Origin of the sequence: Dongia sp., assembly GCF_041918875.1 — a bacterium.
Lineage (GTDB): Bacteria > Pseudomonadota > Alphaproteobacteria > Dongiales > Dongiaceae > Dongia.
Genome location: NZ_JAYRUV010000017.1, coordinates 47,781 through 61,135 on the forward strand (window position 1 = coordinate 47,781; position 13,355 = coordinate 61,135).

At 63.9% G+C, this 13,355-nt stretch carries 14 protein-coding genes; 10 read left to right on the forward strand and 4 right to left on the reverse strand.

Annotation, left to right across the window (positions count from 1 at the left end; all coding sequences use genetic code 11):
- Positions 1–6 precede the first annotated feature (6 nt).
- On the reverse strand, positions 7–663 hold the full coding sequence (fsa, locus tag ACE3TY_RS17265; protein WP_374655233.1) for a fructose-6-phosphate aldolase: 657 nt from the start codon (positions 661–663) through the stop codon (positions 7–9).
- Positions 664–807: 144 nt separating this feature from the next.
- On the opposite strand from fsa, the gene ACE3TY_RS17270 reads away from it, so the two are divergent.
- The 10 genes from ACE3TY_RS17270 (at position 808) to ACE3TY_RS17315 (ending at position 11,157) form a co-directional block, all read left to right on the forward strand.
- Positions 808–3,042, forward strand: a complete 2,235-nt coding sequence (locus tag ACE3TY_RS17270; RefSeq protein ID WP_374655234.1) for a primosomal protein N' — start codon at positions 808–810, stop codon at positions 3,040–3,042.
- An 82-nt stretch (positions 3,043–3,124) separates the two neighbouring features.
- Positions 3,125–3,934 (forward strand): glycosyltransferase family 2 protein, encoded by an 810-nt coding sequence (locus ACE3TY_RS17275; protein WP_374655235.1) that lies wholly within the window; start codon positions 3,125–3,127, stop codon positions 3,932–3,934.
- 39 nt (positions 3,935–3,973) lie between these two features.
- A complete protein-coding gene (locus tag ACE3TY_RS17280; protein WP_374655236.1) occupies positions 3,974–4,660 on the forward strand; it encodes a glutathione S-transferase family protein in 687 nt (228 codons plus the stop codon).
- A gap of 229 nt (positions 4,661–4,889) precedes the next feature.
- Entirely contained in the window at positions 4,890–5,465 is a 576-nt protein-coding gene (locus ACE3TY_RS17285) for a F0F1 ATP synthase subunit delta (RefSeq protein ID WP_374655238.1), read from the forward strand.
- Positions 5,465–6,994, forward strand: a complete 1,530-nt coding sequence (gene atpA / locus ACE3TY_RS17290) for a F0F1 ATP synthase subunit alpha (RefSeq protein ID WP_374655240.1) — start codon at positions 5,465–5,467, stop codon at positions 6,992–6,994. Before ACE3TY_RS17285 ends, atpA begins: the two co-directional genes overlap by 1 nt.
- A 24-nt stretch (positions 6,995–7,018) precedes the next feature.
- Positions 7,019–7,900, forward strand: coding sequence for a F0F1 ATP synthase subunit gamma (locus ACE3TY_RS17295; RefSeq protein ID WP_374655242.1), 882 nt, complete (start codon positions 7,019–7,021; stop codon positions 7,898–7,900).
- A gap of 35 nt (positions 7,901–7,935) precedes the next feature.
- Entirely contained in the window at positions 7,936–9,357 is a 1,422-nt protein-coding gene (gene atpD / locus ACE3TY_RS17300; protein ID WP_374655244.1) for a F0F1 ATP synthase subunit beta, read from the forward strand.
- Positions 9,358–9,375: 18 nt separating this feature from the next.
- The gene (locus tag ACE3TY_RS17305; RefSeq protein WP_374655246.1) at positions 9,376–9,813 is read left to right on the forward strand and encodes an NUDIX domain-containing protein; all 438 of its coding nucleotides are present in this window, start codon (positions 9,376–9,378) and stop codon (positions 9,811–9,813) included.
- Positions 9,814–9,835: 22 nt separating this feature from the next.
- Positions 9,836–10,252 (forward strand): F0F1 ATP synthase subunit epsilon, encoded by a 417-nt coding sequence (locus tag ACE3TY_RS17310; protein ID WP_374655248.1) that lies wholly within the window; start codon positions 9,836–9,838, stop codon positions 10,250–10,252.
- An 89-nt stretch (positions 10,253–10,341) separates the two neighbouring features.
- Positions 10,342–11,157 (forward strand): acyl-ACP desaturase, encoded by an 816-nt coding sequence (locus ACE3TY_RS17315; protein ID WP_374655250.1) that lies wholly within the window; start codon positions 10,342–10,344, stop codon positions 11,155–11,157.
- Positions 11,158–11,280: 123 nt separating this feature from the next.
- Here ACE3TY_RS17315 and ACE3TY_RS17320 read toward each other — a convergent pair whose 3' ends face one another.
- Genes ACE3TY_RS17320 through ACE3TY_RS17330 form a run of 3 tightly spaced genes read right to left on the reverse strand, consistent with a single transcriptional unit; the run spans position 11,281 to position 13,350 of the window.
- Positions 11,281–11,934, reverse strand: coding sequence for a glutathione S-transferase family protein (locus tag ACE3TY_RS17320; RefSeq protein ID WP_374655252.1), 654 nt, complete (start codon positions 11,932–11,934; stop codon positions 11,281–11,283).
- A complete protein-coding gene (locus ACE3TY_RS17325) occupies positions 11,921–12,634 on the reverse strand; it encodes a DUF599 domain-containing protein (RefSeq protein WP_374655254.1) in 714 nt (237 codons plus the stop codon). Before ACE3TY_RS17325 ends, ACE3TY_RS17320 begins: the two co-directional genes overlap by 14 nt.
- A complete protein-coding gene (locus ACE3TY_RS17330; protein ID WP_374655256.1) occupies positions 12,631–13,350 on the reverse strand; it encodes a DUF599 domain-containing protein in 720 nt (239 codons plus the stop codon). The genes ACE3TY_RS17325 and ACE3TY_RS17330 overlap by 4 nt, the downstream gene beginning before the upstream one ends.
- Positions 13,351–13,355: the final 5 nt, after the last annotated feature.

Below are 13,355 nucleotides of genomic sequence, written 5' to 3' on the forward strand. Positions count from 1 at the left end.
GTGAGATCAGAGAACCGACTGGCCGGTCTTGGCCCAATCCGCGAGGAAAGCGGCAAGGCCCTTATCGGTCAGCGGATGATTGAACATCTGCTTCAGCACGTTGGGCGGCAGGGTGGCGACATCGGCGCCCATCTTGGCGGCGGCGACCACATGGACCGGATGGCGGACGGAAGCGACCAGCACTTCGGTCTTCAGCGCCGGATAGGCGGAATAGATCTGGATGATGTCGGCGATGAGTTCCATGCCGTCCTGGCCGATATCGTCGAGGCGCCCGACGAAGGGTGAAATGAAGGTGGCGCCCGCCTTGGCGGCGAGCAGGGCCTGTGCTGCCGAGAAGCAAAGCGTCACATTGACCTGGATACCCTCGCCCGAGAGCAGCTTGCAGGTTTTGAGCCCGTCGAGCGTCAGCGGCACCTTCACGCAGACATTCTTGGCAAGACCCGCCAGCTTATGGCCTTCAAGCAGCATGGTCTTATGATCGGTCGCGGTGACTTCGGCGCTGACCGGCCCGTCGACGATGGCGCAGATTTCCTTGATCACGTCCAGGAACGGCCGGCCCGATTTGGCGATCAAGGACGGATTCGTTGTTACACCGTCGAGCAAGCCCGTGGCGGCAAGCTCCTGGATTTCCTTGACGTCCGCAGTGTCGACGAAAAACTTCATGATATTTGTCCCCGAAAGCGATGGTGGCCTTTATCGGCAATGCGCCACGCACTAGGCTATAAGCGCTGCGGAAGCAAGTGCCACCTCGCCGCCGCGACGAATCAAACCGCCCGACCTTTTCGAGTCTATCCCCCGAGCCTCGCCATGCCAACCGAAACCGATCACGCAGAGGGAAGTCCGGTTGGGGGAAGAGGGGCGGTGCCTGTGACCGCCCCATCGCGGTCGGTCGGCGTCCTGCTGCCGCTCGCCCTGTTTCAGGCCTATGACTATCTCGCGCCGGATGGATTGCCGCCGGATGGAAGGCTCCTGGCGCGCGGCGATTTCGTGACCGTTCCGCTGGGACGCCGCACCGTCACGGGCGTGGTCTGGGGGCCGGGTGCCGGCGACGTCGCTCCCGAAAAGCTCAAGGAGGTGGCGGCACGCCTGCCGCTGCCGCCCTTGCCGGCATCGAGCTGCGATTTCATCGACTGGGTCGCGCAATATACGATGGCGCCGATCGGTGCCGTCTTGCGCATGGCGATGAGCGTGCCGGATGCGCTGCTGCCCGAACGCACGCTCAAGGCCTGGACCCTCGGCACGGCGGAGGGAGCAAAGCTTACCGCCGCCAGGCGGCGCGTACTGGATGTGCTGCAGGCATCCTTGCCCTTGCCGCCGGTGGAACTGGCGCGCCTCGCCGGGGTCAGCGCCGGAATCGTCGCCGAAATGGGCAAGGCAGGGCTCTTGAAAGCGGTGCCGCTCGCCCTGAAGCGCCCGTTCGGAGAACCCGATGCCGCGGTGGCGGGACCGGCACTTTCGGCCGCCCAGCGCGACGCGGCGGCGGCTCTTGGCGGCCTTGCGCCGGGTGTGACGCTGATCGACGGCGTCACCGGCTCTGGCAAGACGGAAGTCTATTTCGAAACCATCGCGGCAGCGTTGCGCGCTGGCAGGCAGGCGCTGGTGATGGTGCCGGAAATCGCATTGACGCCGCAATGGCTGAAGCGCTTCGAACGGCGCTTCGGCGCGCAGCCGGCGCAATGGCATTCGGAACTGACAGGGCTCGAGCGACGCCTCACCTGGCGGGCGGTACTCGACGGATCGGCCAAGGTCGTGGTCGGCGCGCGCTCGTCGCTCTTTCTCCCTTATCGCGATCTCGGCCTCATTATCGTCGACGAGGAACATGAGAGCAGCTTCAAACAGGAAGATGGCGTCATCTACCAGGCACGCGACATGGCCGTCGTGCGCGGGCACCTGGCGAAAATCCCCGTCATCCTGGCCTCGGCGACTCCGTCGCTCGAAACCATGGTCAATGTCGAGAACGGGCGCTATCGCGCCGTCCGTCTCCCCGACCGTCACGGCGGCGCAACCTTGCCCAGCATCGAGACGATCGATCTTCGCATCGACAAGCCGGCGCGCAATTCCTGGATCGCACCCGGTTTGAAGGTCGAGATCGAACGCACCCTGGAAGCGGGCGAGCAGGCATTGCTTTTCCTCAACCGCCGCGGCTATGCGCCGCTCACCTTGTGCCGCACCTGCGGCCACCGGCTGCAATGTCCGCGCTGCACGGCCTGGCTGGTCGAACATCGCTTCCACCAGAAACTGATGTGCCATCATTGCGGCTTCGAATCGCCGATGCCGCCCGCCTGCCCCGCCTGCCAGTCGGAAGGTTCGTTCGCGGCCTGCGGTCCAGGTGTCGAGCGGTTGGCGGAAGAAGCGGCGGCACTCTTTCCCGATGCACGGCGCCTGGTGCTGACCAGCGACACGGTGACGGGTCCGGCGAAAGCGGAAAGCCTGATGCGCTCGGTCGCGGAACGCGAAGTCGACCTGGTCATCGGCACGCAGATCATCGCCAAGGGTCACAATTTCCCGCACCTCACCCTGGTTGGCGTGGTCGATGCCGATCTCGGCCTCCATGGCGGCGACCTCAGGGCGGCCGAGCGTACCTATCAGCTGATGAGCCAGGTCGCCGGCCGCGCTGGACGCGGCGAGAAGCCGGGGCGTGTCTATTTGCAGACCTATGACCCCGACCGCGCCGTGATGCAGGCGCTGAAATCGGGCGACCGCGATTCCTTCATGGCGGCCGAGGCCGACGACCGGCGTCAGGCAGGCATGCCGCCCTTCGGCCGCCTTGCCGCCCTCATTCTGTCCAGCAGCGATCAGGCGGCGGTCACTGCCAAGGCGCAGGAACTGGCGCGCTGCGCCCCGCACCGCGAGGGCGTGCATGTGCTGGGCCCCGCCCCGGCGCCGCTGGCGCTCCTGCGCGGCCGGCACCGGCTGCGCTTTCTCCTGAAGACGCGGCGCGACATCGCCTCCCAGGGCGTTCTCAAGGCATGGCTCCGCGGGCTGAAATTCCCCGGCGATCTCCGGCTGCAGATCGACATCGACCCCTACAGCTTCATGTAGGAACCACGGCAAGAAGGTGGGATGAGAGTTCCGCGAAGCGTGCATTTGTTTCTTTTGCCGCGTTTCGCTACGCTCGCGCATCGTGAGCATCCCGACCATCTCCGTCATCATCGCCGCTTATCGATCGCAGGGCTTCATCACCGAAGCCGTGAAATCCGCGCTCGCGCAGCGCATCCGGGAAGTTGAGATCATCGTCGCTCCAGACGAGCCGGTGGATTACGGTTTCCTCGGCAAGCTCGATCCGCGCGTGCGGGTGTTGGACGGCGTGGCATCGCCGACCGGTCCCGGCCCGGCACGCAACCGCGCGCTCGGCGTGGCGCGCGGGCGGTTCATCGCGCTGCTCGATGCGGACGATGCCTGGTCGGACGGCTATCTCTCGCTGCTGCTGCCACTGGCGGAACAATGCGGCACGGCCTTCGGCCGCACATGCCTCACCGACTCAGAAGGCCGCATCCTGCGCGAAATCGGCGCACGGGAAGGCGAGGTCGTGTTCGACACCTTCGCTACGGCCTTCGGTTCCCTGCATGGCGTCACGCGCCGCCCCCGCCAGCCCGTGCGCTGCTGGCATGACGTGCTGGCCGAGGATGTGCTGTTCGACCTCGAAAGCCTGGCGCTCTGCGGCGGGCGGGCGCCCTTCGCGGCCGAGGCGGTCTACCGTCTGAACCACCGCCCGCAATCGATGACCCGGAGCGCCGAGTTCGTCGCGGGGATCGGGGCCGACTATGGCCGGCTGATGGCCATGGTTGCCGCGGGCGAGACGCTGGTTGCACCGGAACACCGGCCGGCGGTCAACGCGGTCTGGCGGTCCTGGCAGGCGATGAATGCCCGCTTCGTCGCGTCGGGCGCGCCGGATTACCAGAATTTCGTGGCGGCACTCTTGTCCGAACAATGATGTTCTATTATTGTTCCAATCCTCGCCCATGGGATCAAGATGGTGCCGATGCTGAAGCTCTATTCCGGGCCGCTGAGTCTTTTTTCGCGGAAAGTCGAGATCGCCCTGAACGAAAAGGGGATCCCTTATGATCGCGAATTCGTCGCCTTCACCCAGGAGCGCGGCTATCAGCCGCGCCATCCGGCCGTGCTGGCCGCCAACCCGAAGCGCCAGGTGCCCGTCCTGGTCGATGGTGACCTCAGTCTCTTCGATTCGACGATCATCCTCGAATATCTCGACGAGCTTTATCCCAGTCCGCCGCTTTATCCGGCGACACCTCAGGAACGGGCACGCTGCCGGCTCCTCGAACTCGATGCTGACGAAATTCTGTTTGCGCCAGTGCGCCAGCTTCTGTTCCGTACGGAACCACCGCATCCCGATCCGGCACGGCACGAAGCCAATGTGCTGGCCGGGAAAGAGGCCGAAAAGCTGCTCGAAGCACGTCTAGCCGAGCTTGACGGGCGTCTGGGCAGGCAGGATTTCTTCTGCGGCAGCCTCTCCGTTGCCGATATCGGCCTCTTCATGACACTGCTTTTCACCCAGCGCCTGGGTGGGCCGCCGCTCGCACCCCATCTTTCACTCGCGGCCTGGTATCGGCGTTTGCTGGAGCGCGCCGCTTTCGCCAGGGCCGCCGCCGAAATTGCCGCGGCCGACCGGGAATTGTCGCCCGCTCTGGCCAGCCGCTGACGGATCCCGATTCAACGCCGATTTATAAAGCGATTTCAGGTGTTTGATGAATCCGCTGCGGGGCCGGTCTGGCCCTGTTGATTAGCCTGAAACCATGTGTTACTAACCCGCCGCCTGTCGCAGCGCGGAAATCCGCTGAGACGGGCCGGTTGAGTTTGTGCCGGCGTTCTTTGCGCTCAAGAATTCTCCGCAAAATCAATTCTTTAAGACCAGGGATGGGGGCGAAATCGTGGCAGCCCAAGAAAGCTCCAAGGGAAGCACCGCAAATGGCGGTCTGGCGCAGCGTTACGCCGCAGCCCTCTTCGAGCTGGCCGATTCCAAGCACGAGCTCGACGCCGTCGTCGGCGACCTCGGTGCCATCGAAAAGATGATCGATGAATCGGCCGACTTCCGCCGCCTCATCAATTCGCCGATCCTTTCCCGCGCCGATCAGGGCAAGGCCATCGCGGGCATCGTCCAGGCAGCACGGTTCGGTCCCTTGACCGCGAAATTCCTCGGCCTCCTGGCTCAGAACCGGCGCCTCTTTGCGCTGCCGTCGATGATCCAGGCCTTCAAGAAAATGCTGGCCGACCGGCGCGGTGAGATGACCGCGCAAGTCTGGTCGGCTCGTGCGCTTTCGCCTGAACAGCAGAGCGCGCTTGCTGAAACCATCAAGCGGGCCCATGGCGCCAAGGTCACGATGGAGGTCAAGGTCGATCCTGATCTCATCGGCGGTCTCATCGTCAAAGTGGGCAGCCGCATGATCGATTCGTCTATTCGAACCAAGCTGCAAAAACTGCAGCTCGCCATGAAAGGGGTTGGATAATGGAAATCCGTGCCGCCGAAATCTCTGCAATCCTCAAGCAGCAGATCGAAAATTTCGGCAACGAGGCCGATGTCACCGAAGTGGGGCAGGTCCTCAGCGTGGGCGACGGTGTTGCCCGCGTGCATGGGTTGGACAATGTCCAGGCCGGCGAAATGGTCGAGTTTCCGGGCGGCATCCGCGGGATGGCGCTGAACCTCGAGACCGACAATGTCGGTATCGTCATTTTCGGTGACGACCGCGACATCAAGGAAGGCGATACGGTGAAGCGCACCGGCGCCATCGTCGACGTGCCGGTCGGCCGCGGCCTCCTCGGTCGCGTGGTCGACGGTCTGGGCAACCCGATCGACGGCAAGGGCCCGCTCACGGATGTGAAGCGTACCCGCGTCGAAGTGAAGGCTCCCGGCATCATCCCGAGAAAGTCGGTGCACGAGCCGATGCAGACGGGCTTGAAGGCCATCGACAGCCTGGTGCCGATCGGACGCGGCCAGCGCGAGCTCATCATCGGCGACCGCCAGACCGGCAAGACCGCCGTCATCATCGACACGATCCTCAATCAGAAGGCGATCAATTCCGGTTCGGACGAGTCGAAGAAGCTCTATTGCGTCTACGTCGCCGTCGGCCAGAAGCGTTCGACCGTCGCCCAGATCGTGAAGACCCTGGAAGACAATGGCGCGATGGAATATTCCATCGTCGTCGCGGCGACCGCGTCCGAGCCCGCGCCGCTGCAGTTCCTGGCGCCCTATACCGGCTGCGCCATGGGCGAATTCTTCCGCGACAACGGCATGCATGCCGTCATCTTCTATGACGATCTTTCCAAGCAGGCCGTCGCCTATCGCCAGATGTCGCTGCTGCTGCGCCGTCCCCCGGGACGCGAAGCCTATCCGGGCGACGTCTTCTATCTGCACAGCCGTCTGCTGGAACGCGCCGCCAAGCTCGGCGACAAGTTCGGCTCCGGTTCGCTGACCGCACTCCCCGTCATCGAAACGCAGGCCGGCGACGTCTCGGCCTATATCCCCACCAACGTGATTTCGATCACCGACGGTCAGATCTTCCTGGAAACGGCGCTGTTCTATAAGGGCATCCGTCCCGCCATCAACGTCGGCCTGTCGGTCAGCCGCGTCGGCTCCGCCGCCCAGATCAAGGCGATGAAGCAGGTCGCCGGCTCGATCAAATTGGAACTGGCGCAGTACCGCGAAATGGCGGCCTTCGCGCAGTTCGCCTCCGACCTCGACGCCTCGACCCAGAAGCTGCTGGCGCGCGGCGCGCGCCTCACCGAGCTTTTGAAGCAGGGCCAGTACAAGCCGATGCCGGTCGAAGAGCAGGTCGTGTCGATCTTCGCGGGCGTTCGCGGCTATCTCGACGGCATCCATGTCAACCAGATCGGCCGCTTCGAGGCGGGCCTCCTGGGCGAGATCAAGGCGAAGCAGCCGGACCTGCTCAACGCGATCCGCACCGAGCGCGAGATTTCGAAGGCGACGGAAGCCAAGCTCCATGAAGTGATGACCGCCTATTCCAAGGCTTTTGCGTAATCCGTTCGTTGAGAAGGGGCAGCAATGCCGAGCCTTAAGGACCTGAAGGTCCGCATCAACAGCACCAAGAACACGCAGAAGATCACTTCTGCGATGAAGATGGTGTCCGCCGCGAAGCTGCGCCGCGCGCAGGAGCAGGCCCTGGCGGCCCGCCCCTATGCCGAACGCATGGAACGCGTGCTGGGGTCGCTGGCCGCTAGCATGACGGGCAAGGACAATGCGCCGGCACTGCTGGCCGGAACGGGTTCCGATCAGGTGCATCTGCTGGTCGTCATGACCTCCGACCGTGGCCTTTGCGGCGCCTTCAATTCGTCGATCGTGCGCCAGGCGCGCAAGATGGCGCGCGATCTGAAGGCCAGCGGCAAGACGGTGAAGATCATGACGGTCGGCCGCAAGGCCAAGGACCAGCTGAAGCGCGAATTCGCGCAGCAGATCGTGGGCGGAATCGAGGATGTGGGCAAGCCGCGCCTCACTTTCGACGATGCCGCCAAGATCGCCGTGCAGATCCGCCACATGTTCGAAGCGGGCGAGTTCGACGTCTGCACCATCGTCTACAACAAGTTCAAATCCGCGATCGCGCAGATCGTGACGCCGCAGCAGCTCATTCCGTTCGCCTTGGCCTCGGCCAACGAGAACAATGCCGCCGCTTCCGCGCTCTACGAATACGAGCCGGACGAGGAAGCGATCCTTGCCGACCTGCTGCCGCGCAACATGAGCATGCAGATCTATCGCGCACTGCTTGAGAACGCCGCTTCCGAGCATGGTGCGCGCATGACAGCCATGGACAATGCGACCCGCAACGCGGGCGAAATGATCAACAAGCTGACCATTAATTACAACCGGACCCGCCAGGCCAACATCACCAAGGAGCTGATCGAAATCATCTCCGGCGCTGAAGCGGTCTGATCCGGAACTCGAGATCGATTTAAGGAGCAACCATTATGTCGAAGAACATCGTCGGCAAGATCACGCAGGTCACGGGCGCCGTCGTTGACGTGCAGTTCGGTGAAGCCCTGCCCGCGATCTTGAACGCGCTGCATGTGCAGAACCAGGGCAAGCTGCTGGTCCTCGAAGTGGCCCAGCACCTGGGCGAGAACACCGTGCGCGCCATCGCCATGGACTCGACCGACGGCCTGGTGCGCGGCGCCGAAGCCGTCGATACCGGCAGCCCGATCTCGATGCCGGTCGGCCCCGAGACGCTGGGGCGCATCATCAACGTGATCGGCGACCCGATCGACGAGCGCGGCCCGATCGGCCACAAGCAGACCCTGCCGATCCATCGCGCCGCCCCGGAATTCTCCGAGCAGTCGACCGAGGCGCAGATCCTCATCACCGGCATCAAGGTCATCGATCTGCTGGCGCCCTATGCCAAGGGTGGCAAGATCGGCCTGTTCGGCGGTGCGGGCGTCGGCAAGACCGTCACCATCATGGAACTCATCAACAACGTCGCCAAGGCGCATGGCGGTTACTCCGTCTTCGCCGGCGTCGGCGAGCGTACCCGCGAGGGCAACGACCTCTATCACGAGATGATCGAATCGGGCGTCATCAAGCTCGACGGCCCGGGATCCAAATGCGCCCTGGTCTATGGCCAGATGAACGAGCCGCCGGGAGCCCGCGCCCGCGTCGCCCTTTCCGGCCTCACCGTCGCCGAATATTTCCGCGATGCCGAAGGCCAGGACGTGCTGTTCTTCGTCGACAACATCTTCCGCTTCACCCAGGCGGGTTCGGAAGTGTCGGCGCTCCTCGGCCGCATTCCCTCGGCCGTGGGCTATCAGCCGACGCTTGCCACCGACATGGGCGCGCTGCAGGAACGCATCACCTCGACCAAGAAGGGTTCGATCACCTCGGTGCAGGCCATCTACGTGCCCGCCGACGATCTGACCGACCCGGCGCCGGCAACCTCCTTCGCCCATTTGGACGCCACCACCGTGCTCAGCCGCCAGATCGCCGAGCTCGGCATCTTCCCGGCGGTCGATCCCCTGGACTCGACCTCGCGCATGCTCGACCCGCGTGTCATCGGCGAAGAGCATTACATGGTCGCCCGTCGCGTCCAGGAAGTGCTGCAGGGCTACAAGGCCCTCCAGGACATCATCGCCATTCTGGGCATGGACGAGCTTTCGGAAGAAGACAAGCTCACCGTCGCCCGCGCCCGCAAGATCCAGCGCTTCCTTTCCCAGCCCTTCCACGTCGCCGAGGTCTTCACCGGCACGCCGGGCGTGCTGGTGAAGCTCGAAGACACGATCAAGGGCTTCAAGGGCATCGTCGACGGCCTCTATGACGACCTCCCGGAATCGGCCTTCTACATGGTGGGCACGATCGAGGAAGCCGTCGCCAAGGCCCGCAAGATGGCCGAAGCGGCGTAAAGATTAAGGGAGGTGCCGGTGGGGGAACAACCGACCGGCGCCTCCGTTGAATTTCCGGGACCGGCGCCGCTTTGGCCGGTTTCGATCAAGGGAGTGCTCTTCATCGCCGGTCAGGTCGTTCTCTTGAAGAACGAGCGCGACGAATGGGAACTTCCCGGCGGCCGGCTCGAGGCCGGTGAGGAACCAGATCTCTGCTTGGCGCGCGAAATCGCGGAAGAGCTGGGGATCGGCGTGAAGGTCGGTGACCTCCTCGATTGCTGGCGCTATCCGGTGCTGCCGCAACGCGAGGTTCTGATCGTCACGTTCGAGGTGCAGCCACTGCCGCGGGCGGAGCTGCGCCTCAGTCACGAACACAAGGCGTTGGGGCGTTTTCCGATCGGCGAGATCGCGGCGCTCCCCATGCCGGCGGGCTATCGGCGCAGCATCCAGGATTGGGCGGCGCGGATCGGCCTTTAAGACAGAGAGAGAAGGTTGGGTCATGGCGGATCAGGTGCATTTCGAGCTCGTCTCGCCGGAACGGCTGCTGTTCTCGGCCAATGTCGGTGAGATCGTCATCCCCGGGACCGAGGGCGATTTCGCCGTCCTTCCCGGCCACAGCAATCTCATTTCGACCGTGCGTCCGGGCGTCATCCAGATTCTGGGCGACGGCAACAGCATCAGCGACCGCATCTTCGTCGAAGGCGGCTTCGCCGAGGTGAACGCCGCCGGCTGCACGGTCCTTGCCGAGCGCGCCCAGCGTGTCGACGAGATCGACCGCGCGAAAGCCGAGCAGGCCCTGGCCGACGCGCGCGAGGATGTACAGGACGCCAAGAACGATGCCGAGCGCGCGGCCGCCGTCGATATCCTGACGGTCGCCGAAGCGCGCATGCACGCGCTGGGTGCCAGCGTCTATTGATCCATCAGCCGGCCGGCCGTCGGCTGGCTGGAACCAGGCTGCGGCGCGCAGCGGAATACTGAAAGCTAACGCGGGAGCAACGGCCGGTCATGGCGCATTGGACCCTCGATCAGATTCCCTGGCATGATTTTGAGGCAGCCAAGGTCGATCCCGACACGGTCAAGCTCGTCAAGGCGGCTGCGCTCGTCGAATATAACGGCGGCGACTACGCCACTTATCTCAATAACGTGTTTCACGATGATGACGGCTTCCAGAAAGTCGCCCGTGCCTGGGCGCTGGAGGAAGTACAGCATGGTGCCGCCTTGGCGCGCTGGGCCAAGCTCGCCGATCCGGAATTCGATTTCGACGCCGCCTTCAAGCGCTTTACCGAAGGCTACAAGATTCCCATCGACGTGAACGCCTCCGTGCGCGGCAGCCGCTCCGGCGAGCTGGTGGCGCGCTGCATCGTCGAGACCGGCACCTCCTCTTATTACGCGGCGCTGGCGGAAAGCTGCGCCGAGCCGGTGCTGCAGGCGGTCTGCCGCAAGATCGCCGCCGACGAGCTGCGCCATTACAAGCTCTTCTACACACATCTGCAGCGTTACCTCGAACGCGAACGCCTGGGCGCCTGGGGCCGCCTGCGCATAGCCCTCTCGCGCATCACCGAATCCGAGGATGACGAACTGGCCTTCGCCTATTACGCCGCCAATCATGCAGCCGAACCCTATGAACGGCGGCGTTTTTCCAGCGCCTATGCCAGGCGCGCCTACGCCTATTACCGCCCGGCCCATATCCAGCGCGGCATCGCCATGGTGCTGAAGGCGGCCGGCCTCGACCCGCAAGGGTTCCTGCACAAACCGCTCTCCAACTTCGCCATCTGGTTCATGCGCCGGCGCGTGGCCAAGCTGTCGGCAGCCGGGGCTTAAGGGCGTCCTCTTTCCCCAAATTTGTTATCCCCGCGAACGCCAGGGCCATCGCAGGTATCCAAATTCGTCACAGCCGGGCCCTGTCGGTGGATGCCGACATTCGTCGGCTGTGTCGGGGCAGAACTAGGGCGCTTCCGCCGCAAAGCGTGTTGCCACGACACTGGGCCGCGCCTGCATCAATTTCCACCAGGTCTGCAGCTTCTTCTGTTCGCTGAGCAGCACCCGGCCCTCTGCCGTAACACGACCATAGGCCAGCATCGGCAGGAGATGCAGGTCGGCGAGCGAGAGTGACTCTCCCAGCAGCCACGGCCCGTCGCTGGCCAGATCATCGAGGGCTCTAAGTGCTTGCCTCGCCTTCATCATGGCCTTGGCGAGGCCTGCGGCATCGGCGGGTCTTCCCGCTTTCGCAGCGTCATCCAGCGCTACATGGAGACCCCAGACCAGCGGACGATAGAGATAGCTGTCCATGATGCCGATCATCTGCACCATCCGCGCCCTGGCTTGCGTGTCAGTAGGCTGCAGCGCCGGGCCGGGAAAGGCTTCGTCAACGTAGCGCGTGATGGCGGCGGTCTCATAGAGAACGAAATCGCCGTGCCGCAATGTCGGGATGCGCCCGAAAGGGTGGAGTTTCAGATAGGCGGCATCATTAGCATGGGCGTCGAAAATATCGACCTCGACCGGATCAAAGGCGACACCTTTTTCGATGAGCGCCAGGCGCGTGACGCGGACATAGACGCTGTAGCCGGCGCCAAGAAGCTGCGGTTCAGTCGCGCGCATCCCGTGTCAACTCCTCCGGCGGATTGAGTTCGACGAAGCGGCGGATCGCCATGTGGCTGTCCGAATAGACCTGCCGGCGCAGGAGAACGATAAGAATGCCGAGGATCGCGGCAATGAAGGCCAGCGGGTCGACCAGCCAGGCGATCCAGGCGAGGCCGAAATAGTAACAGCGGATGCCGCCGCCGAAGGCCGTGAGTGCGCTGGTATAGACGATCGCCATCTGATCGGCGAGTTCCAGGCGGTGCGGATAGTCGTTCTTGGCCAGCGGCGCCGCGCCGATCAGGGCGCAGCAGTAATTGTACTGCCGGAGCGCCCAGGTGAAGCGGAAGAAGCCATAGACGAAGATCGCAATGAGGCCGATCAGCTTCAGCTGGAAGATGGTGGCCGAACTGTGGGCCACGAAGACCCAGCCGCCCAGCACCTTCTGCGCCGCTTCGGCCTGGCCCAGCACGCCGAGCAGCCCGGCAACGACCAGGATCGTGGCCGAGCTGAAGAAGGACATGGAATTCACGGTATGGCCGGTAAGCGCCGCATCGACGATGCGGTCCGGCCGTTCCATCAGACGCTGCATCCAGACGCGCCGCGTCTGGTGCATCAGCGCGTTCACGTTCTTGCCGCGCCCCACCAGCTGCGCGATGCGCTGATAGCCGAAGAAGACGGCAAGGAAGAATCCCATTCCGATGAAATCGACGGGCGTCATCGTCCCGTCGCCTCGTAATACTCGGCGACACTCGCCTGGCTGCGGCTCTTCACCTGGCGTTTCAGCAGCACCAGCACGACGATCCCCGTGCCGGCTGCGAAAGCCATGGGATGGATGAACCAGCCCAGCCATGCCATGGCGAAATAGTAAGAGCGGATGCCTCCGTTGAAGCTCACCACCGCCAGCGACATGACGCGCGCGGCATGGTCGGCGAAGCGGGCGCCGCTGCCGGGTTCGACCGGCGGCAAGGGAGCTGCACCGATCAGCGTGCAGGCGAAATTGAACTGCCTGAGTGCCCAGGTGAATTTGTAAAAGCCGATCATGAAGAGCCCGATCAGCCCCAGCACTTTCAATTCGAACATCAGTTCCGAGGAATGCACGGTGAAGCCGAAGGATTGAATGACCGCATGCGCGTCTCCGGCGCGCCCCAGCACGCCGAGCAGGCCCGCCATGATCAGCATCGAGGTCGAGGCAAAAAAGGTGGTCGAACTCACTGAATGGCCGGTCAGGGCCGAATCGAGAATGCGCTCCGGCCGGTCCAGCATGCGCCGCATCCAGATCCGGCGCAGCTGATGCATCATCTGGTTGAGATTGCCGGGGGCCACTTCATCGGGCGGCAGCTTGTCGGCAAAGCGGCCATAGACGAACCACAGGACCAGCGTCCAGGTGAAAGCCAGTGCATCCATCCAGCTGCCGTCCGGCCAGACGAAGGTCATGCTGC